Genomic DNA, 16,763 nt, shown 5'->3' on the forward strand with positions numbered 1-16,763 from the left:
TGCTTTTTGTTGCTCCGCGCGGTGAGCCGTACTGTTCTCGTCGTGTCTGAGCCTCTTCCCGCTGCGCGTCCGTACAACCGCTTCACCGAGGACGGGCAGCGGATGCGTGAGGTGCTGTCCTACTCGCGGCGGGGGAGCCGGTTCACGCCGTCCCAGCAGGAGTCCTGGGACGCGCACCACGAGAAGTGGGTGATCCCGGACGAGGCGGTCGACGTCCCCGGGGTCTCGGTGGCCGACTGGTTCGGGCGGGAGGCTCCGGTGATCGTGGAGATCGGGTCCGGGATCGGGGAGGCGACGGCTGCGCTCGCGGCCGCTCGTCCCGAGGTCAACGTGCTCGCCTTCGAGGTGTGGCGGCCGGGGGTGGCGCACACGCTGGGGCTGCTGGCCGAGGCGGGTGCCGACAACGTCCGGTTGATCAGCGTCGACGCGGTCTGGTCGCTGGAGCACCTGTTCGAGCCGGGGCAGATCCATGACCTGTGGACGTTCTTCCCGGATCCGTGGCCCAAGAAGCGCCACCACAAGCGGCGGCTGGTGACGCCGGGGTTCGCCGCCCTGGTCGCGTCCCGGCTCCGTCCCGGGGGCAGCTGGCGGCTGGCCACCGACTGGGCCGAGTACGCCGAGCAGATGCAGGTGGTGCTCGACGCGGCTCCGGAGTTCTCCGGCGGGCAGGTCGAGCGCTGGGCGGACCGCCCGGTGACGAAGTTCGAGCGCAAGGGCGTCGAGGTCGGGCGGGACATCACCGACCTGGAGTACGTCCGGGTCAGCGACGGCTGAACAACCGGTGCCGCAGCGCCGCCTCGCGCTGCAGGCGGACCAGGTCGCGGTCGCGACGGGCCACCAGGACGGCGGTGAGGAAGACCTCGGGAGGCGTTCCTGCCGGGGGCGCCGGGGCGACGTACGGGCGCATCTGCTCGGCGAGGCTCAGCCCCAGCGACGTCCGCGCCTGCGGCGTGATCTCGCCGAGCCGGGACAGGTACTGCCGGGTGGCCAGTGCCAGCGGCGTCGGGAGTGCGGTGATGTCCGCGTTGCGTGCCCAGTCCTGGAGCGCGTACGGCATCGGCACCGGCGGCGGCAGCTGGAGGGCGAACCGGTCCCGGATCACGTAGGTGCCGGCGGCGTGGTCGCCGAGCCGCTTGCCGCGGTCGCTCAGCAGCGCCGAGAAGAAGGCCGGTACGCCGGTCAGCGGATAGATCTCGACGAAGCCGACCAGCGCGCGGATGAAGGCGTGCTGGAACGAGATCGGTCCGGCGTCGTCGCGGACGGTGCGCAGCCCGAGCGCCAGCTTGCCCAGCGAGCGGCCCCGGGTGACGGTCTCGACCGTGGTCGGGATGACCAGGAAGATCACGATCAGGGCGGCGACCATCGACGCGTAGACGAGCGCCTCGCTGCTGCCGGCCGAGATGCTGCCGAGGATCGTGATGACCACGAACGCGCTGATCACCGTGACGATGATGTCGATCAGCCCGGACGCGATCCGGGAGCCGAACGACGCCGCGGGCAGGTCGAGCGCGACGGCCTCGCCGGTGACGAGGTCGTCGGAGGTCAGCGCGGCGTACTCGAGCGACGGGTTTGTCATCGCCGCTCAGCATAGGCTGCCTCCCTGATCCTCGCTTCGCTCCGCGCTACGCCGCCCACGAGCAAGCTCGTCGAGGCTCCGCTCGTTCGCGTAGCCTCGACCCGTGGACCTCGACGCCTACGTGATCGCGCACCGGCACGAGTGGGAGCGCCTGGAGGTGCTGACCCGCAGCCGGCGGCTGACCGGTGCCGAGGGCGACGAGCTCGTCGACCGCTACCAGCAGGTGGCGACCCATCTCTCGGTGGTCCGCACCTCGGCGCCCGATCCGCAGCTGGTCGCCTACCTCTCCGCGATCCTGTCCCGGGCCCGGAACCGCTCGGTCGGTACCCGGGTCACTAGCTGGCGCAACGTGGTGCGGTACTTCACCGAGGTGTTCCCGGCGGCGCTGTACCGGCTGCGCTGGTGGTGGCTGGGCACGATGGCGGCGAACGTGGTCGTGATCGCGGTGATGATGCTCTGGCTGCTCGAGCACCCGAACGCCGAGCAGACGCTGATGAGCCGCGAGGCCGTCGACAGCCTGGTCAACCACGACTTCGCGGACTACTACAGCAACTACGCGGCGTCGGAGTTCGCGCTCCAGGTCTGGATCAACAACGCCTGGGTGGCGGCGCTCTGCCTGGCGCTCGGCGTCCTCGGGGTGCCGGTGATCTACCTGCTCTTCACCAACATCGCCAACGTGGCGGTGATCGGCGCGATCATGACCCGGCACGACCACGCGATGGAGTTCTGGGGACTGCTGCTGCCGCACGGACTGCTCGAGCTGACGGCGGTCTTCGTGGCCGCCGGCGTCGGCCTGAAGCTGTTCTGGTCCTGGATCGAACCGGGAGCGCAGACCCGCACCCAGGCGCTCGCCCAGAACGGGCGGACCGCAGCGACCGTGGCGCTGGGGCTGGTGGTGGTGCTGATGATCAGCGGCGCCATCGAGGGCTTCGTGACCCCCTCGGGCCTGCCGACCTGGGCGAGGCTCGCGATTGGTATCGCGGCCGAGGTCGTGTTCTTCACCTACGTCTTCACGCTCGGACGCAACGCGTACGCCCGCGGCCAGACCGGCGACATCGACGCCTCCCTCCTGGAGGACCGGGTCGCCACCGCGTCCTAGAGAAGGCCCCTGGCTTTCAGGCTGAGGTAGTGATCGGCCAGCGCCGGTGCCAGGTGCTCGGCGTCCGCGTCGACGATGTCCACGCCGAGGGCGGACAGGATCTCGGCGGTACGCCGGCGCCGCTCCAGCACTTGTTCGGCGGCGGCCGCGCCGTACACGGCTCCGACATCGGACCGGTCCGCCGCCAGCTGCTCGAGCGCAGGGTCCTTGACCGAGGCCAGCACCACCCGGTGCCGGCGGGCGAGTGCCGGCAGGATCGGCACCAGCCCCTCCTCGACGGCGGACGGCTCCAGCGGGGTGAGCAGCACGACGAGCGCCCGCTGCCGGCCGAGCTGGCCCAGCGCGCCGGCCAGGGCCGACCAGTCCGCCTCGGCGATGATCGGCTCCAGGCCGCTCATCGCGTCCTGGAGCGGCGCGATCACGTCGGTGCCGCTGAGCCGCAGCCGGCTGCGCACCCGGCGGTCCCCGGCCAGGAAGTCGACCCGGTCGCCGGCCCGGGCGGCGAGCGCGGCGAGGAGCAGGGCCGCATCCATCGCCGAGTCCAGCCGGGGCACGTCGCCGACCCGGCCGGCCGAGGTGCGGGAGGTGTCCAGGACCAGCACGACCCGGCGGTCCCGCTCCGGCTGCCAGGTCCGTACGACGACCGAGCGGTTGCGCGCGCTCGCCCGCCAGTCGATGCTGCGGACGTCGTCGCCGCGGACGTACTCGCGGAGCGAGTCGAACTCGGTGCCCTGTCCGCGCACCCGGATCGCGGCCCGGCCGTCGAGCTCGCGCAGCCGGGCCAGCCGGCTCGGCAGGTGCTTGCGGGAGCCGAACGGCGGGAGTGCCCGCACCGCGCCGGCGACCTGGCGGGTCTGCTGGCGGCAGGCGAGCCCCAGCGGGCCCCGGATCCGGAGGGTGACGCCGACGGCGCGGAGGTCGCCGCGGCGTACCGGCTCCAGGCGGGTGCTCAGCGCGACCCGGCCCTCGGGCTCCAGGGCGACCCGGTGCCGGTTGTCCATGGCGCCCGCGGTGGGCTGCCAGGCGTCCCGGAGGATCCCGGTGTAGCGGCGCGTCGTCGGGTTGCTCGCCATCAGCGTGGTGGTGGTGCTCTCACCGAGCCGGAGCCGCGGGTCGGCCGAGCGGGCCAGCTCGAGCCGGTCCGGGCGGGGCGCCAGCCACCAGTCGACGCCGACCACGACCAGCACCAGGAGCACCCACAGCCATGCGGTGCCCAGTGAGGGCCTCAGGACGACCGGAACCACTCCGGCGAGCAGCAGGAGCGGGACGCGGCCGGTGACGGTCATCTACCGGGATCCGTGGTTCATCGCGGTACCGGGACCGATCCGAGGGCGGACGCCAGCACCTGGTTGACGTCGGCGCCGTCCAGCTCGGCCTCCGGGCGGAGGCCGAGGCGGTGCGCGAGGGTGGCGTGCGCCAGTGCCTTGACGTCGTCCGGCGTGACGAAGTCGCGGCCCGCCAGCCAGGCCCAGGCCCGGGAGGCGTGCAGCAGCGCGGTCGCGCCGCGCGGGCTGACCCCGAGGCTCAGCGACGGCGAGTTCCGGGTGGCCCGGGCGATGTCGACGATGTAGCCGGCGACCTCGGGGGAGACCTGCACCTGCTGGACGCTCTGCTGGCCGGCGACGATGTCCGCAGGACTCGCGACGGGGCGCACCCCGGCCCCGGCGACGTCCCGGGGATCGAACCCGGCCGCGTGCCGGCGCAGGATCTCGAGCTCCGCGTCCCGGTCGGGAACTGGCAGCACCACCTTGAGCAGGAAGCGGTCGAGCTGGGCCTCGGGCAGCGGGTAGGTGCCCTCGTACTCGATCGGGTTCTGGGTCGCGGCTACCAGGAACGGCCGGGGAAGCGGCCGTGAGGTGCCGTCCACGGAGACCTGGCCCTCCTCCATCGCCTCCAGCAGCGCGGACTGCGTCTTGGGCGGGGTCCGGTTGATCTCGTCGGCGAGCAGCAGGTTGGTGAACAGCGGTCCCGCGCGGAAGCTGAGCTCGCCGGCGTGGCTGTCGATCACCATCGATCCGGTGATGTCGCCGGGCATCAGGTCCGGGGTGAACTGGACCCGCTTGGTGTCCACCGCGAGCGCGCCCGCCAGGGTGCGCACGAGGAGAGTCTTGGCGACGCCGGGCACGCCCTCCATCAGGACGTGGCCGCGGCACAGCAGCGCGACCAGCAGGCCGGAGACGGCGGCGTCCTGGCCGACGACCACCTTCGCCACCTCGGTCCGTACGGCGGCCAGCCGGGCTCGCGCCTCGTCGGCACCCGCGGTTCCTGCGGGGTTCACGGTTTCGCTCATCGGCGACGTACCTCTCTCATCAGGTCGGCCAGGTCGTTGGCCAGGTGGGTCAGGTCGTGGTCGGAGGACGGCGCCGGGCCGTCGGCCAGGAGCTCGCGCACCCGGGCGTGGTCGAGCGCGGTGTGCGCCGCGACGTCACGGACCAGGCCGTCCACGTCGGTGACGGCGCCCCGGGGCAGGTTGAGGGACTCGGCCACCCGCCGCCGGGCGGCGCTGCGGAGCGCGGCCGCGGCGTAGGCCCGGTCGTTGACCTTCCGGTACAGCCGGCCCCGGCTCAGGGTGGTCTCGATCGCGGTCACCGCGACGGGCAGCGGCTCGGTCGCGAGCCGGCCGAGCCGGCGGCCCCGCCACCACAGCACGCTCAGCATCGCCACCGCACCGAGGAGCAGCGCCGGACGCAGCCACCGGGGGAGCAGCGATCCGAGCGAGACGCCGTCAGCGCCGTCGAGGTCCGAGAGGCTCGGGACGTACCAGACCAGCCGGTCGTGCTGCCCGAACAGCCGCAGCGCGATCGCGGCGTTGTCGGCCTGGGTGATCTGCTCGTTGCTGATCAGGTCGGTCGAACCTAGGAGGGTGACGCCCGGGCTCGGCGAGACCATCAGGGCGCCCTCGCCCGCCGGGAAGCACCCGCCGTCGCCGGCGTACCCGGTGGCGGCCTCGACCTCGATCCGGAGGCCCTCGAGGCGGGAATCGGTGCAGCTCGCGACCACGGACACCCCGTCGAGGACCGAGCCGCTCCGGTCGACGCCGAAGAGCTGGGCTGCCCCGTAGCGGGGCTCGACGACGATCACGTCGGCGTCGCGGGCGTGGTCGAGCAGTCGGCGTACGGTGCTCTCGCCGAGGTCCTCGGTCCCGGTGACCACGACAGTGGTGTCCGCGTCGGCGGTCGTCCGGTCGAGGTCGTCGGCACTGCGGACGACGCGCACGTCGACGCCCTGGTCGCCGAGCACCTGCGCCAGCGCCCGGGCGCCCTCCGGGTCGGCGTTGCCCGGGTCCGCGACGCCGCCGTGGGTGCCGCCGGTGCCGAGCGCCGCGAAGACGATGGCGGCCACGAACCCGGCGCCGACGATCAGCAGCGCTCGGTACCGGCGCACCCAGGAGGTCGCGACCGGGCTGGTCGCCGTGGCGGTCATCGGACCCCCGCGAGGTCGTCGTCGAGCGCGAGGACGCCCTCGGCCTGGCCGGTCGTGGCCGGGCGGTCGCCGTACAGGACCCGGTCGAAGAGCGCCGCGGCGCCGTCGACCCGCCCGCGCTGGTCCAGGTACGTCGACCCGAGGCTGGTGGCGACCTCGTGCGCGGTGGCGCCGGGAAGGTCCGGAAGGCGGCCGCGCTCGATCTGCCGGACGGTGAGCGCCCGGAACGCCTCGACCACCGCCTGGCCCGGATCACCGGCGGACAGCGCCTCCTCCGCGCGGCGGCGCAGCTCGGCCGCGGTGGCCCGGTGCTCGGTCAGCACGGCTCCCGGGGCGGTGCGCGCCCGGGGGGTGCGGCGGGCCTTGGAGAGCAGCAGCCCGATCAGCACCAGGACGACCAGGAAGACGACGACGGCCCCGGCCCAGCCCAGCGGGGAGGCCTGGGACGCGGTCGCGAGCGCGTCGTCGAGCCGGTCGCTGATCCAGTTCAGGAACCGTTCCATCAGGTTCTGCTCGTGGTACTCCGGGCGCAGCAGCTCGCGGCGCAGCAGCTCGTCCGCGCGGTCCGGGGACGGATCGAGCCGGGAGGGGGGCAAGGCGGCGAGGACCGCCCAGGGGCTGGTCACGTCAGCCGACGCCCGCCCGGGCGAGCAGTTCCACGTCGTACCCTTCCTTGCGGATCCGCTGGTCGAGGTACTGCACCGCGGTGACCGAGCTGGTGAACGGGGTCACGAACGCCGCGGCGACAACGCTGCCCAGGGCGTTGGTGATCACGAAGATCATCAGGCTCGCCTCACCGCTGGCCGTCGCCGTGGCGATCACGCCGCCGATGGAGAACGGCACCGAGAGGATCCCGCCGATGAACTGGGTGATCATCAGGGTCAGCACCGCGATGCCGAAGGTGCGCCAGAACTGCTGCGCGGTCAGCGTGAAGGCACGACCCAGGGCCGCGAAGACCCCGATCGGCTCGAGCATCAGCGGGGGGACCGCGAGGTAGTAGACCCGGACCCACCCGAAGACGAGGCCGGCGAGGCCGCCGAACCCGAGGGTCAGGCCGAGCAGGACCGCCGCCGCGTTCGGCAGGGTCACGGCGAAGAGCACGATCAACCCGATCACCAGGGCCAGGTAGAGCAGGGTCGCGGCGCCGAGGAAGAACGCGAGGCCGACCAGGCGCCACCGCTTGCCCTGGGTCGCCGCCCAGGCCTCGCCGAGCGACAGCTTCCGGCCGATTGCGGCTGCGGCGGTGACGTGGGTGATCATCGCGGTGACGAAGAGCAGGCCGAACGACTGGAGGATGCCGCCGATCAGCATCGATCCGTAGGCGCTCAGGAACCCGGCCAGATCGGCGGCGTCCTGCGACTCCGACTCGAGGTCGACCAGGGAGAGGTCGAGGAAGGCGGTCAGGACCCCGGTGACGGCGATCGGGATGGCCATCGCCACCGCGGTGACCAGGACCGCCGAGCCGACGGTCGAGCCCGGGTTGATCCGGATGATCTTGAACGCGGCGTCGTAGATGTCGCCGAGGCGGAGCGGGCGGAGCGGGATCGCCCCCGGCTTGTGCGCCGCCATCATCGGCGGCGGGTAGCCCGGGTAGCCGGGCTGCGGCCATCCGGGCGGTGCCTGACCGGGCTGGGCCGGACCCGGCTGCGGGTACCCGTACCCCGGCGGCGGGCCGGCGGGCTGGTGGACCGGCGGCGGCGGGAACCACGGCTGCGCCGGCGGCGGCACCGGACCGCTCCCGGGCGGGACCTGCCCGGGCGGGGGATAGCTGCCTTGGTCGGACATCGACGTTCCTCCGGGTCTGGCTGCGGCTTGGGGACGGCCGGCGCGGTCATCCTGCCAGGTTTGACCGCACATGTCCGTCCCGAGGAGGGGCCGGGGACGCCGATTTGGCGCACACGCGGTTCTCTGCCAAGATAGTCAGGTTGCTCCGGCGGGATTGCCGGGGCGCGGACATTGACTACTGAACAGGTTCTCCTGGCCCTCTGTCGAAAGGGGGCGCTGTGGTCGCGTGTCTGTGCCGCACCTGGAGATCCCGTTCCGCCCGCCGCCCCGGCGGGCACATCCCGAGAACAAAGCGACCACCAGGTCGAGCGAGGTCCTGCGCGTCATCACGAGCGCGACACGCCCGACCGCGGGGGTCGGGGGATCCAGGCGGGAAACCGCCCACTACGAGAGTGAAGGACGCGTGATGGCGGGACAGAAGATCCGCATCAGGCTCAAGGCCTATGACCACGAGGTGATCGACACCTCGGCGCGCAAGATCGTTGACACCGTGACCCGGACGGGCGCGAAGGTGGCCGGCCCGGTGCCGCTGCCGACGGAGAAGAACGTCTTCTGCGTCATTCGCTCGCCGCACAAGTACAAGGACTCTCGCGAGCACTTCGAGATGCGCACCCACAAGCGTCTCATCGACATCATTGACCCGACGCCGAAGACGGTCGACTCGCTGATGCGGCTCGACCTGCCCGCCGGTGTCGACATCGAGATCAAGCTCTGAGGGAGAGATCGAGATGACTTTCGAGCGCAACGTGAAGGGGCTGCTGGGCACCAAGCTCGGCATGACCCAGCTCTGGGACGAGAACAACAAGATCGTCCCCGTGACCGTCGTCGCGGCCACCACCAACGTGGTCACCCAGGTCCGCACCCCCGAGAAGGACGGCTACAACGCCATCCAGCTCGGGTACGGCGAGATCGAGGGCCGCAAGGTCACCAAGCCGTCGGCCGGTCACTTCGGCAAGGCCGGCGTCACCCCCCGTCGCCACCTCGCGGAGATCCGCACCGCTGACGCCGCGTCGTACGAGATCGGCCAGGAGATCAGCCCCGAGCTGTTCGCCGCGGGCGAGGACGTCGACGTCACCGGCACCAGCAAGGGCAAGGGCTACGCCGGTGTCATGAAGCGTCACGGCTTCGCCGGCGTCGGTGCCTCGCACGGTGCCCACCGCAACCACCGCAAGCCCGGTTCCATCGGCGCCTGCGCGACCCCCGGTCGCGTCTTCAAGGGCACCCGGATGGCCGGCCGGATGGGTACGGACACCGTCACCACCCAGAACGTGACCGTGCACGCGGTCGACGTGGAGAAGGGCCTGATCCTGCTCAAGGGCGCCGTTCCCGGCCCCAAGGGCGGCCTGATCATGATCCGCTCCGCCGCCAAGTCCGGACAGGAGGCCTGAGCATGGCTACCGCTACCAAGGGCGCTGCCGCGAAGGTCGTCAAGGTCGACCTGCCGGCGGAGATCTTTGACCGCGAGACCAACATCCCGCTGATCCACCAGGTCGTCGTGGCCCAGCAGGCCGCCGCGCGCCAGGGCACGCACTCGACCAAGCGTCGGGGCGAGGTCCGCGGTGGAGGCCGCAAGCCGTACAAGCAGAAGGGCACCGGTCGCGCCCGTCAGGGCTCGACCCGCGCTCCGCAGTTCGTCGGCGGCGGCATCGTCCACGGCCCCAAGCCGCGTGACTACGACCAGCGCACCCCCAAGAAGATGAAGGCCGCCGCTCTCAAGGGCGCCCTCTCCGACCGGGCCCGCGCCGGCCGCATCCACGTCGTCGAGGCCCTGGCCGCCGGTGACAAGCCGTCGACCAAGTCGGCCGTGGCGCTGCTGAACAGCCTGGCCGGCGGTCGTCGCCAGCTGGTCGTCCTGCAGCGTGACGACGCGCTGACCTGGCTGTCGCTGCGGAACGTGCCGAACGTGCACATCCTCGCGGTCGACCAGCTCAACACGTACGACGTGCTGCTCTCCGACGACGTCATCTTCACCAAGGGCGCCTACGAGGCGTTCGTCGGTGGCGAGGTCGAGGTCGTCGAGGAGAAGCCCGCCAAGAAGGCCGCTGCCAAGAAGGCCGCTCCGAAGGCCGACGCCGACGAGGCCGCCGCTGAGAAGCCGGCCAAGAAGGCTGCTGCCAAGAAGGCCGCTCCGAAGGCCGAGAAGGTCGACGAGCCCGCTGCTGAGGCCGCCGCCGACGAGACCGCTGAGGAGAGTGCCGAATGAGCACCCTGCACAAGGACCACCGCGACGTGCTGATCGCGCCGGTCGTGAGCGAGAAGAGCTACGGCCTGCTCGACAACAACAAGTACACCTTCATCGTCCACCCGGACGCGAACAAGACCGAGATCAAGATCGCGGTCGAGAAGGTGTTCAACGTCAAGGTCACCTCGGTCAACACCCTGAACCGCCAGGGCAAGACCCGCCGTACGGCGCGTGGGCTGGGCAAGCGCAAGGACACCAAGCGCGCCATCGTCAGCCTCGCCGAGGGTCACCGCATCGACATCTTCGGAGGCCCGGTCTCCTGACCGGCCGAAGAGACAGAGAGCTGAGATAACTCATGGCTATCCGCAAGTACAAGCCGACCACCCCGGGCCGTCGTGGCTCGTCGGTCGCTGACTTCGCCGAGATCACCCGGACCACGCCGGAGAAGTCCCTGGTGCGTCCGCTGCCCAAGAAGGGCGGCCGGAACAACCAGGGCCGGATCACCACCCGTCACCAGGGTGGCGGTCACAAGCGTGCCTACCGGATCATCGACTTCCGTCGCTACGACAAGGACGGCGTCCCGGCGAAGGTCGCCCACATCGAGTACGACCCGAACCGCACCGCGCGGATCGCGCTGCTGCACTACGCCGACGGCGAGAAGCGATACATCATCGCGCCGAACGGTGTCACGCAGGGCACCCCGATCGAGTCGGGCGCCAACGCCGACATCAAGCCGGGCAACAACCTGCCGCTGCGCAACATCCCGGTCGGTACGACGATCCACTGCATCGAGCTCCGTCCCGGTGGCGGCGCGAAGATGGCCCGCTCGGCCGGCAACAAGGCCCAGCTCGTCGCCAAGGAAGGCTCCCGCGCCCAGCTGCGGCTGCCCTCCGGCGAGATGCGGTACGTCGACGTCCGCTGCCGCGCCACGATCGGTGAGGTCGGCAACGCCGAGCAGTCGAACATCAACTGGGGCAAGGCCGGCCGGATGCGGTGGAAGGGCAAGCGCCCGACCGTCCGCGGTGTCGTCATGAACCCGGTCGACCACCCGCACGGTGGTGGTGAAGGCAAGACCTCCGGTGGACGTCACCCGGTCTCGCCCTGGGGCAAGCCCGAAGGCCGGACGCGCAAGCGCAAGGCCAGCGACGCCCTCATTGTCCGCCGCCGCAAGTCCGGCAAGAACAAGCGTTGATAGGGAAGAGCTGAGATGCCTCGCAGTCTGAAGAAGGGCCCGTTCGTCGACGGCCACCTCGAGAAGAAGGTGGACGCGCAGAACGAGGCCGGCACCCACAACGTGATCAAGACGTGGTCGCGTCGCTCGATGATCGTGCCGACCATGATCGGTCACACGCTCGCCGTGCACGACGGACGCAAGCACGTCCCGGTGTTCGTGACCGACTCGATGGTCGGCCACAAGCTGGGCGAGTTCGCACCGACCCGCACCTACCGCGGGCACGTCAAGGACGACCGGAAGAGCCGTCGTCGCTGACGCGGCGCCGCCAAGGAGATATGACAATGAGTGTTACTGAGCGTCGGCGCACGAGCGCCCGCCGTGACTCGCTTCTCGGAGACGAGGCTGGCGCGTTCGCCAGCGCGCGCTTCGTCCGGATCACCCCGATGAAGGCCCGCCGCGTGGTGGACATGGTTCGCGGACTCCCGGTCGATGACGCCCTCGCGCTGCTGAAGTTCGCGCCGCAGGCCGCCAGCGAGACCGTGTACAAGGTCCTCGAGAGCGCCGTGGCGAACGCGACGACCACCGAGGACCTGGACCGGAACACCCTCGTGGTGTCGAAGGCCATGGTCGACGAGGGCCCGACGATGAAGCGTTGGCGTCCGCGTGCGCAGGGCCGGGCCACCCGGATCAACAAGCGCACCAGCCACATCACCCTCGTCGTGCAGCCTGCAGTAGAGAAGGGTCAGAAGTAATGGGCCAGAAGATCAACCCGAACGGCTTCCGCCTCGGCATCTCCACCGACCACAAGTCGCGGTGGTACGCCGACAAGCTGTACAAGTCCTACGTCGGCGAGGACGTCGCGATCCGCAAGCTGCTCTCCAAGGGCATGGAGCGGGCCGGCATCTCCAAGGTCGAGATCGAGCGCACCCGGGACCGCGTGCGGGTGGACATCCACACCGCTCGCCCGGGCATCGTGATCGGCCGCCGTGGCGCCGAGGCCGACCGGCTGCGCACCGAGTTGGAGAAGCTCACCGGCAAGCAGGTCCAGCTGAACATCCTCGAGGTCAAGAACCCCGAGATCGACGCGCAGCTCGTCGCCCAGGGCGTTGCCGAGCAGCTCGCCGGCCGGGTGCAGTTCCGTCGTGCGATGAAGAAGGCCATGCAGACCTCGATGCGCTCCGGTGCCAAGGGCATCCGGATCCAGTGCTCGGGTCGTCTGAACGGCGCCGAGATGTCGCGCTCGGAGTTCTACCGCGAGGGCCGCGTGCCCCTGCACACCCTCCGCGCCGACATCGACTACGGCTTCTACGAGGCCAAGACCACCTTCGGTCGCATCGGCGTCAAGGTCTGGATCTACAAGGGCGAGGTCGCCGGCACCCGTGCCGAGCGCGAGGCGCAGGCCGCGGCCCGCGCCGGTGCCCCGGGCCGCAGCGGTGGCCGTGACGCCCGAGGTGGCGGCCGCGGTGGCGAGCGTCCCAGCCGTGGTACGCGTGGCGCGGGTGACCGCCCGACGCGCGCCGACCGTGCCGAGGCGCCTGCCGCCGAGGCTCCGGTGGCCGTCGAGGCCGCCGCTCCAGCAACCACTGAGGAGGCCTGACCATGTTGATGCCCCGCAGGGTCAAGCACCGCAAGCAGCACCACCCGAAGCGGACGGGTGCTGCGAAGGGTGGCACGAAGCTCGCGTTCGGCGACTTCGGCATCCAGGCGGTCGAGGGTCACTACGTGACCAACCGACAGATCGAGTCGGCGCGTATCGCGATGACTCGTCACATCAAGCGTGGCGGAAAGGTGTGGATCAACATCTACCCCGACCGTCCGCTGACCAAGAAGCCTGCCGAGACCCGGATGGGTTCCGGTAAGGGTTCCCCGGAGTGGTGGGTCGCCAACGTCAAGCCCGGCCGCGTCATGTTCGAGCTCTCCGGAGTCTCGGAGGACATCGCTCGCGAGGCCATGCGCCGCGCGATGCACAAGCTCCCCATGAAGTGCCGGTTCGTCAGCCGTGAGATGGGTGATTTCTGATGCCGACCGCCCCCGAGCTCGACGAGCTCAACAACATCGACCTCGAAGGCAAGCTCCGCGAGGCCAAGGAAGAGCTGTTCAACCTGCGCTTCCAGGCCGCCACGGGCCAGCTCGAGAGCCACGGCCGGCTGCGGTCGGTCAAGAAGGACATCGCCCGGATCTACACCGTGGTGCGTGAGCGCGAGCTCGGCATCCGGACCGCTCCTGGTGCAGAGAAGGATGGTGCAGCATGAGTGAAGTAGCCGGAGACCGGACCCGCCGCAAGGTCCGCGAGGGCCTCGTGGTCAGCGACAAGATGGACAAGACCGTCGTCGTGACCGTCGAGGACCGCGTCAAGCACGCGCTCTACGGCAAGGTCCTTCGCCGCACGGTCAAGCTCAAGGCGCACGACGAGCAGAACGACTGCGGGATCGGCGACCGGGTCCAGATCATGGAGACCCGTCCGCTCTCGGCCACCAAGCGCTGGCGCGTCGTGCAGATCCTCGAGAAGGCCAAGTAACCACCACACCAACAGTTCGGCAAGGCTCGTCCGCCTAGAGCGAGCGAGAACCGGCACGACAACCAGGAGAAATACCGATGATCCAGCAGGAGTCGCGACTCAAGGTCGCCGACAACACCGGTGCGAAGGAAATCCTTTGCATCCGTGTCCTCGGCGGCTCGGGTCGGCGCTACGCCGGCATCGGCGACGTCATCGTCGCCACGGTCAAGGACGCAATCCCCGGCGGCAACGTCAAAAAGGGTGATGTCGTCAAGGCCGTGATCGTGCGGACCGTGAAGGAGCGCCGTCGTGCCGACGGTTCCTACATCCGCTTCGACGAGAACGCCGCCGTGATCCTCAAGACCGATGGCGAGCCGCGAGGCACCCGCATCTTCGGTCCTGTGGGCCGTGAGCTGCGCGAGAAGAAGTTCATGAAGATCATTTCGTTGGCGCCGGAGGTGCTGTGATGGGTATCAGCATCAAGAAGGGCGACACCGTCCGCGTCATCGCTGGCAAGGACAAGGGCGCCGAGGGCAAGGTCATCCAGGTGCTCCGCGAGGAGGACCGGGTCATCGTCGAAGGCGTGAACCGGGTCAAGAAGCACACCAAGGTGATCAACCAGGGCGGTCGCGCCGGCTCCACCGGCGGCATCGTCACCACCGAGTCGCCGATCCACGTGTCCAACGTGATGCTGGTCGACGGCAAGGGCGTCACGCGGATCGGCTTCAAGCGTGTCGAGGTCGAGAAGCGTCGTTCGGACGGCTCGACGTACAAGGCAAGCCGGAGCGTCCGCATCTCGCGGAAGACCGGAGACGAGATCTGATGACTGAGACCACCATGCCCCGGATGAAGACGCGCTACCGCGAGGAGATCCTTCCCGCGCTGCGCACCGAGTTCAACTACGCCAACGTCATGCAGGTCCCCGGTCTCACCAAGATCGTGGTCAACATGGGTGTCGGCGAGGCCGCTCGCGACTCGAAGCTGATCGAGGGTGCCGTCAAGGACCTCACCGCGATCACCGGCCAGAAGCCGCAGGTCACCAAGGCCCGCAAGTCGATCGCCCAGTTCAAGCTGCGCGAGGGTATGCCGATCGGCGCCCACGTGACGCTGCGCGGCGACCGGATGTGGGAGTTCCTCGACCGCCTGCTGGCGCTCGCGCTCCCGCGCATCCGCGACTTCCGCGGTCTGAACCCGGCCCAGTTCGACGGTCGGGGCAACTACACCTTCGGTCTCACCGAGCAGGTCATGTTCCACGAGATCGACCAGGACAAGATCGACCGGTCGCGAGGGATGGACATCACCATCGTGACCACTGCCACCAACGACGACGAGGGTCGGGCGCTGCTCAAGCAGCTGGGCTTCCCGTTCAAGGAGAGCAACTGACATGGCGAAGACTGGACTGAAGGTCAAGGCTGCCAAGACGCCGAAGTTCAAGGTGCGCGGCTACACCCGCTGCCAGCGCTGCGGACGCCCCAAGGCCGTCTACAGGAAGTTCGGCCTGTGCCGGATCTGCCTGCGCGAGATGGCCCACCGCGGCGAGCTGCCCGGCGTCACCAAGTCGAGCTGGTAACAGCCCCAACAACGTAGAAGGTCGCGGGGTCGACGTACCGCGCGAAACCACTTCGAGAGAGAACACACCATGACAATGACTGACCCGATCGCAGACATGCTGACGCGTCTGCGCAACGCCAACCAGGCGTACCACGACTCGGTGGCGATGCCGTCCAGCAAGCTGAAGGAAGGCGTTGCCGAGATCCTGAAGCAGGAGGGGTACATCACCTCCTGGAAGGTCTCCGACAACACCGACGACAAGGGCGAGCCCGCTGTCGGCAAGACCCTGGAGATCGAGCTGAAGTACGGCCGTAGCCGTGAGCGCTCGATCGCCGGCGTCCGCCGAATCAGCAAGCCCGGTCTGCGCGTGTACGCGAAGAGCACCGGCCTGCCCAAGGTCCTCGGCGGCCTCGGCGTGGCGATCATCTCGACCAGCACCGGCCTGCTCACCGACCGTCAGGCTCACCAGAAGGGCGTGGGTGGGGAAGTCCTCGCCTACGTCTGGTAACCGGGAAACCAGGAGAAGGAGTAAGCAATGTCGCGCATTGGCAAGCTTCCCGTCCCGGTTCCTTCCGGGGTGGACGTGCAGCTGGACGGCAGCGTCGTGACGGTCAAGGGGCCCAAGGGCACCCTGAGCCACACGGTCGCCGAGCCGATCACGGTTGCGAAGGCCGAGGACGGCACCCTCGAGGTGCAGCGTCCCAACGACGAGCGCAAGAGCAAGGCCCTCCACGGCCTGAGCCGCACGCTCATCAACAACATGGTCGTCGGGGTCACCGACGGCTACGAGAAGAAGCTCGAGATCGTCGGAGTCGGTTACCGGGTGCTCTCCAAGGGCCCCACGGAGCTGGAGTTCCAGCTCGGCTACTCGCACGTGATCAACTTCAAGGCGCCCGAGGGCATCACCTTCGCGGTCGAGTCCCAGACCAAGCTCGGTGTCCAGGGCATCGACAAGCAGCTGGTCGGCGAGGTTGCGGCCAACATCCGCAAGCTGCGCAAGCCCGAGCCGTACAAGGGCAAGGGCGTCCGTTACGCCGGCGAGCAGGTCCGCCGCAAGGTCGGAAAGGCCGGTAAGTGACATGGCGATCTCGCTGAAGAACAACAAGCACACCGCTGCTCGTACGGCGTCGCGACTGCGTCGCCAGATGCGCGGTCGCAAGAAGATCGCCGGTACTGCCGAGCGTCCGCGCCTGGTCGTGACCCGGTCCGCGAAGCACATCTCGGTCCAGGTCGTCGACGACCTGGTCGGCAAGACGCTGGCGTTCGCGGCGACCACCGAGAAGGACCTCCGTGCCTTCGACGGCGACAAGACCGCCAAGGCCCGCAAGGTCGGTGAGCTCGTCGCCGAGCGCGCCAAGGCCGCGGGCGTGGGCGAGGTCGTCTTCGACCGCGCCGGCAACAAGTACCACGGTCGCATCGCGGCCCTTGCCGACGCTGCCCGTGAGGGCGGCCTGACCTTCTGATGGCGGACATGAC

26 protein-coding genes are annotated in these 16,763 nt (G+C 69.8%); 20 read left to right on the forward strand and 6 right to left on the reverse strand.

The annotated features are described in order from the left end of the window. The first annotated feature begins 42 nt into the window (after window positions 1-42). Window positions 43-774 (forward strand): tRNA (guanosine(46)-N7)-methyltransferase TrmB, encoded by a 732-nt coding sequence (trmB, locus tag EFK50_RS17410; RefSeq protein ID WP_246004221.1) that lies wholly within the window; start codon window positions 43-45, stop codon window positions 772-774. On the opposite strand, the gene EFK50_RS17415 is transcribed toward trmB, so the two are convergent. Next, complete coding sequence (locus EFK50_RS17415; protein WP_123228863.1) at window positions 761-1,576, reverse strand: RDD family protein; 816 nt, start codon at window positions 1,574-1,576, stop codon at window positions 761-763. The two genes, trmB and EFK50_RS17415, sit on opposite strands and share 14 nt — an antisense overlap. Before the next feature lie 103 nt (window positions 1,577-1,679). Between EFK50_RS17415 and EFK50_RS17420 the strand changes: the two genes are divergently transcribed. Beyond that, complete coding sequence (locus EFK50_RS17420) at window positions 1,680-2,675, forward strand: stage II sporulation protein M (RefSeq protein WP_123228864.1); 996 nt, start codon at window positions 1,680-1,682, stop codon at window positions 2,673-2,675. Here EFK50_RS17420 and EFK50_RS17425 read toward each other — a convergent pair. The 5 genes from EFK50_RS17425 to EFK50_RS17445 are packed head-to-tail and all read right to left on the reverse strand — an operon-like array spanning window position 2,672 to window position 7,883. Next, on the reverse strand, window positions 2,672-3,961 hold the full coding sequence (locus EFK50_RS17425) for a DUF58 domain-containing protein (protein ID WP_123228865.1): 1,290 nt from the start codon (window positions 3,959-3,961) through the stop codon (window positions 2,672-2,674). The genes EFK50_RS17420 and EFK50_RS17425 overlap by 4 nt on opposite strands. A 17-nt stretch (window positions 3,962-3,978) precedes the next feature. Next, window positions 3,979-4,965, reverse strand: a complete 987-nt coding sequence (locus EFK50_RS17430; RefSeq protein ID WP_123228866.1) for an AAA family ATPase — start codon at window positions 4,963-4,965, stop codon at window positions 3,979-3,981. Continuing rightward, on the reverse strand, window positions 4,962-6,098 hold the full coding sequence (locus tag EFK50_RS17435) for a DUF4350 domain-containing protein (protein ID WP_123228867.1): 1,137 nt from the start codon (window positions 6,096-6,098) through the stop codon (window positions 4,962-4,964). The genes EFK50_RS17430 and EFK50_RS17435 overlap by 4 nt, the downstream gene beginning before the upstream one ends. Then, entirely contained in the window at window positions 6,095-6,724 is a 630-nt protein-coding gene (locus EFK50_RS17440) for a DUF4129 domain-containing protein (RefSeq protein ID WP_123228868.1), read from the reverse strand. Before EFK50_RS17440 ends, EFK50_RS17435 begins: the two co-directional genes overlap by 4 nt. Before the next feature lies 1 nt (window position 6,725). Further along, window positions 6,726-7,883 (reverse strand): hypothetical protein, encoded by a 1,158-nt coding sequence (locus tag EFK50_RS17445; protein ID WP_123228869.1) that lies wholly within the window; start codon window positions 7,881-7,883, stop codon window positions 6,726-6,728. A 406-nt stretch (window positions 7,884-8,289) separates the two neighbouring features. Here EFK50_RS17445 and rpsJ point away from each other — a divergent pair, with 406 nt between their 5' ends. The 18 genes from rpsJ to rplR all read left to right on the forward strand — a co-directional run bounded on the left by rpsJ (window position 8,290) and on the right by rplR (window position 16,750). Continuing rightward, a complete protein-coding gene (gene rpsJ / locus EFK50_RS17450) occupies window positions 8,290-8,598 on the forward strand; it encodes a 30S ribosomal protein S10 (protein ID WP_007078637.1) in 309 nt (102 codons plus the stop codon). A 13-nt stretch (window positions 8,599-8,611) separates the two neighbouring features. Further along, the gene (rplC, locus tag EFK50_RS17455; RefSeq protein WP_123228870.1) at window positions 8,612-9,271 is read left to right on the forward strand and encodes a 50S ribosomal protein L3; all 660 of its coding nucleotides are present in this window, start codon (window positions 8,612-8,614) and stop codon (window positions 9,269-9,271) included. A gap of 2 nt (window positions 9,272-9,273) precedes the next feature. Further along, window positions 9,274-10,086, forward strand: coding sequence for a 50S ribosomal protein L4 (rplD, locus tag EFK50_RS17460; RefSeq protein WP_123228871.1), 813 nt, complete (start codon window positions 9,274-9,276; stop codon window positions 10,084-10,086). Beyond that, window positions 10,083-10,388, forward strand: a complete 306-nt coding sequence (gene rplW, locus EFK50_RS17465) for a 50S ribosomal protein L23 (protein ID WP_123228872.1) — start codon at window positions 10,083-10,085, stop codon at window positions 10,386-10,388. Before rplD ends, rplW begins: the two co-directional genes overlap by 4 nt. 32 nt (window positions 10,389-10,420) lie before the next feature. Further along, a complete protein-coding gene (rplB, locus tag EFK50_RS17470) occupies window positions 10,421-11,257 on the forward strand; it encodes a 50S ribosomal protein L2 (RefSeq protein WP_123228873.1) in 837 nt (278 codons plus the stop codon). 15 nt (window positions 11,258-11,272) lie between these two features. Continuing rightward, window positions 11,273-11,554: a 30S ribosomal protein S19 gene (gene rpsS, locus EFK50_RS17475; RefSeq protein WP_123228874.1), complete on the forward strand. Its 282-nt coding sequence runs from the start codon at window positions 11,273-11,275 to the stop codon at window positions 11,552-11,554. 26 nt (window positions 11,555-11,580) lie between these two features. Further along, window positions 11,581-11,991, forward strand: a complete 411-nt coding sequence (gene rplV, locus EFK50_RS17480; RefSeq protein WP_123228875.1) for a 50S ribosomal protein L22 — start codon at window positions 11,581-11,583, stop codon at window positions 11,989-11,991. Next, window positions 11,991-12,836, forward strand: a complete 846-nt coding sequence (gene rpsC, locus EFK50_RS17485) for a 30S ribosomal protein S3 (RefSeq protein WP_123228876.1) — start codon at window positions 11,991-11,993, stop codon at window positions 12,834-12,836. The genes rplV and rpsC overlap by 1 nt, the downstream gene beginning before the upstream one ends. Window positions 12,837-12,838: 2 nt before the next feature. Further along, window positions 12,839-13,258 (forward strand): 50S ribosomal protein L16, encoded by a 420-nt coding sequence (gene rplP, locus EFK50_RS17490; RefSeq protein ID WP_123228877.1) that lies wholly within the window; start codon window positions 12,839-12,841, stop codon window positions 13,256-13,258. Further along, window positions 13,258-13,491 carry a 50S ribosomal protein L29 gene (gene rpmC / locus EFK50_RS17495; protein WP_123228878.1) on the forward strand — a complete coding sequence of 78 codons (234 nt, stop codon included), beginning with the start codon at window positions 13,258-13,260 and terminating at the stop codon, window positions 13,489-13,491. The genes rplP and rpmC overlap by 1 nt, the downstream gene beginning before the upstream one ends. After that, on the forward strand, window positions 13,488-13,757 hold the full coding sequence (rpsQ, locus tag EFK50_RS17500) for a 30S ribosomal protein S17 (RefSeq protein ID WP_123228879.1): 270 nt from the start codon (window positions 13,488-13,490) through the stop codon (window positions 13,755-13,757). Before rpmC ends, rpsQ begins: the two co-directional genes overlap by 4 nt. Window positions 13,758-13,834: 77 nt before the next feature. Beyond that, window positions 13,835-14,203 (forward strand): 50S ribosomal protein L14, encoded by a 369-nt coding sequence (rplN, locus tag EFK50_RS17505; RefSeq protein ID WP_028644805.1) that lies wholly within the window; start codon window positions 13,835-13,837, stop codon window positions 14,201-14,203. Next, on the forward strand, window positions 14,203-14,559 hold the full coding sequence (gene rplX / locus EFK50_RS17510) for a 50S ribosomal protein L24 (protein WP_221177459.1): 357 nt from the start codon (window positions 14,203-14,205) through the stop codon (window positions 14,557-14,559). The genes rplN and rplX overlap by 1 nt, the downstream gene beginning before the upstream one ends. Beyond that, window positions 14,559-15,119, forward strand: coding sequence for a 50S ribosomal protein L5 (gene rplE, locus EFK50_RS17515; protein WP_123228880.1), 561 nt, complete (start codon window positions 14,559-14,561; stop codon window positions 15,117-15,119). Before rplX ends, rplE begins: the two co-directional genes overlap by 1 nt. A gap of 1 nt (window position 15,120) precedes the next feature. Further along, window positions 15,121-15,306 carry a type Z 30S ribosomal protein S14 gene (locus tag EFK50_RS17520; protein WP_123228881.1) on the forward strand — a complete coding sequence of 62 codons (186 nt, stop codon included), beginning with the start codon at window positions 15,121-15,123 and terminating at the stop codon, window positions 15,304-15,306. Between the two features lie 69 nt (window positions 15,307-15,375). Further along, entirely contained in the window at window positions 15,376-15,795 is a 420-nt protein-coding gene (gene rpsH, locus EFK50_RS17525) for a 30S ribosomal protein S8 (RefSeq protein WP_123228882.1), read from the forward strand. A gap of 27 nt (window positions 15,796-15,822) precedes the next feature. Next, window positions 15,823-16,365: a 50S ribosomal protein L6 gene (gene rplF, locus EFK50_RS17530; RefSeq protein ID WP_123228883.1), complete on the forward strand. Its 543-nt coding sequence runs from the start codon at window positions 15,823-15,825 to the stop codon at window positions 16,363-16,365. 1 nt (window position 16,366) lies between these two features. Further along, complete coding sequence (rplR, locus tag EFK50_RS17535; protein WP_123228884.1) at window positions 16,367-16,750, forward strand: 50S ribosomal protein L18; 384 nt, start codon at window positions 16,367-16,369, stop codon at window positions 16,748-16,750. The last annotated feature ends 13 nt before the right edge of the window (window positions 16,751-16,763 follow it).

Origin of the sequence: Nocardioides marmoriginsengisoli, assembly GCF_003725695.1 — a bacterium.
GTDB classification, from domain to species: domain Bacteria; phylum Actinomycetota; class Actinomycetes; order Propionibacteriales; family Nocardioidaceae; genus Marmoricola; species Marmoricola marmoriginsengisoli.

Coding starts and splice junctions, on each gene's coding strand:
- rplW (WP_123228872.1), top strand. CDS start 10,083: ATGAGCACCCTGCACAAGGACCACCGCGACGTGCTGATCGCGCCGGTC.
- EFK50_RS17415 (WP_123228863.1), bottom strand. CDS start 1,576: ATGACAAACCCGTCGCTCGAGTACGCCGCGCTGACCTCCGACGACCTC.
- EFK50_RS17445 (WP_123228869.1), bottom strand. CDS start 7,883: ATGTCCGACCAAGGCAGCTATCCCCCGCCCGGGCAGGTCCCGCCCGGG.
- rplP (WP_123228877.1), top strand. CDS start 12,839: ATGTTGATGCCCCGCAGGGTCAAGCACCGCAAGCAGCACCACCCGAAG.
- rplX (WP_221177459.1), top strand. CDS start 14,203: ATGGGTATCAGCATCAAGAAGGGCGACACCGTCCGCGTCATCGCTGGC.
- rplC (WP_123228870.1), top strand. CDS start 8,612: ATGACTTTCGAGCGCAACGTGAAGGGGCTGCTGGGCACCAAGCTCGGC.
- rplR (WP_123228884.1), top strand. CDS start 16,367: ATGGCGATCTCGCTGAAGAACAACAAGCACACCGCTGCTCGTACGGCG.
- EFK50_RS17520 (WP_123228881.1), top strand. CDS start 15,121: ATGGCGAAGACTGGACTGAAGGTCAAGGCTGCCAAGACGCCGAAGTTC.
- rplV (WP_123228875.1), top strand. CDS start 11,581: ATGAGTGTTACTGAGCGTCGGCGCACGAGCGCCCGCCGTGACTCGCTT.
- rplE (WP_123228880.1), top strand. CDS start 14,559: ATGACTGAGACCACCATGCCCCGGATGAAGACGCGCTACCGCGAGGAG.
- rpsS (WP_123228874.1), top strand. CDS start 11,273: ATGCCTCGCAGTCTGAAGAAGGGCCCGTTCGTCGACGGCCACCTCGAG.
- rpsQ (WP_123228879.1), top strand. CDS start 13,488: ATGAGTGAAGTAGCCGGAGACCGGACCCGCCGCAAGGTCCGCGAGGGC.
- EFK50_RS17435 (WP_123228867.1), bottom strand. CDS start 6,098: ATGACCGCCACGGCGACCAGCCCGGTCGCGACCTCCTGGGTGCGCCGG.
- rplN (WP_028644805.1), top strand. CDS start 13,835: ATGATCCAGCAGGAGTCGCGACTCAAGGTCGCCGACAACACCGGTGCG.
- rplF (WP_123228883.1), top strand. CDS start 15,823: ATGTCGCGCATTGGCAAGCTTCCCGTCCCGGTTCCTTCCGGGGTGGAC.
- rplD (WP_123228871.1), top strand. CDS start 9,274: ATGGCTACCGCTACCAAGGGCGCTGCCGCGAAGGTCGTCAAGGTCGAC.
- rpsH (WP_123228882.1), top strand. CDS start 15,376: ATGACAATGACTGACCCGATCGCAGACATGCTGACGCGTCTGCGCAAC.
- EFK50_RS17430 (WP_123228866.1), bottom strand. CDS start 4,965: ATGAGCGAAACCGTGAACCCCGCAGGAACCGCGGGTGCCGACGAGGCG.
- rpsJ (WP_007078637.1), top strand. CDS start 8,290: ATGGCGGGACAGAAGATCCGCATCAGGCTCAAGGCCTATGACCACGAG.
- rpmC (WP_123228878.1), top strand. CDS start 13,258: ATGCCGACCGCCCCCGAGCTCGACGAGCTCAACAACATCGACCTCGAA.
- rpsC (WP_123228876.1), top strand. CDS start 11,991: ATGGGCCAGAAGATCAACCCGAACGGCTTCCGCCTCGGCATCTCCACC.
- EFK50_RS17425 (WP_123228865.1), bottom strand. CDS start 3,961: ATGACCGTCACCGGCCGCGTCCCGCTCCTGCTGCTCGCCGGAGTGGTT.
- rplB (WP_123228873.1), top strand. CDS start 10,421: ATGGCTATCCGCAAGTACAAGCCGACCACCCCGGGCCGTCGTGGCTCG.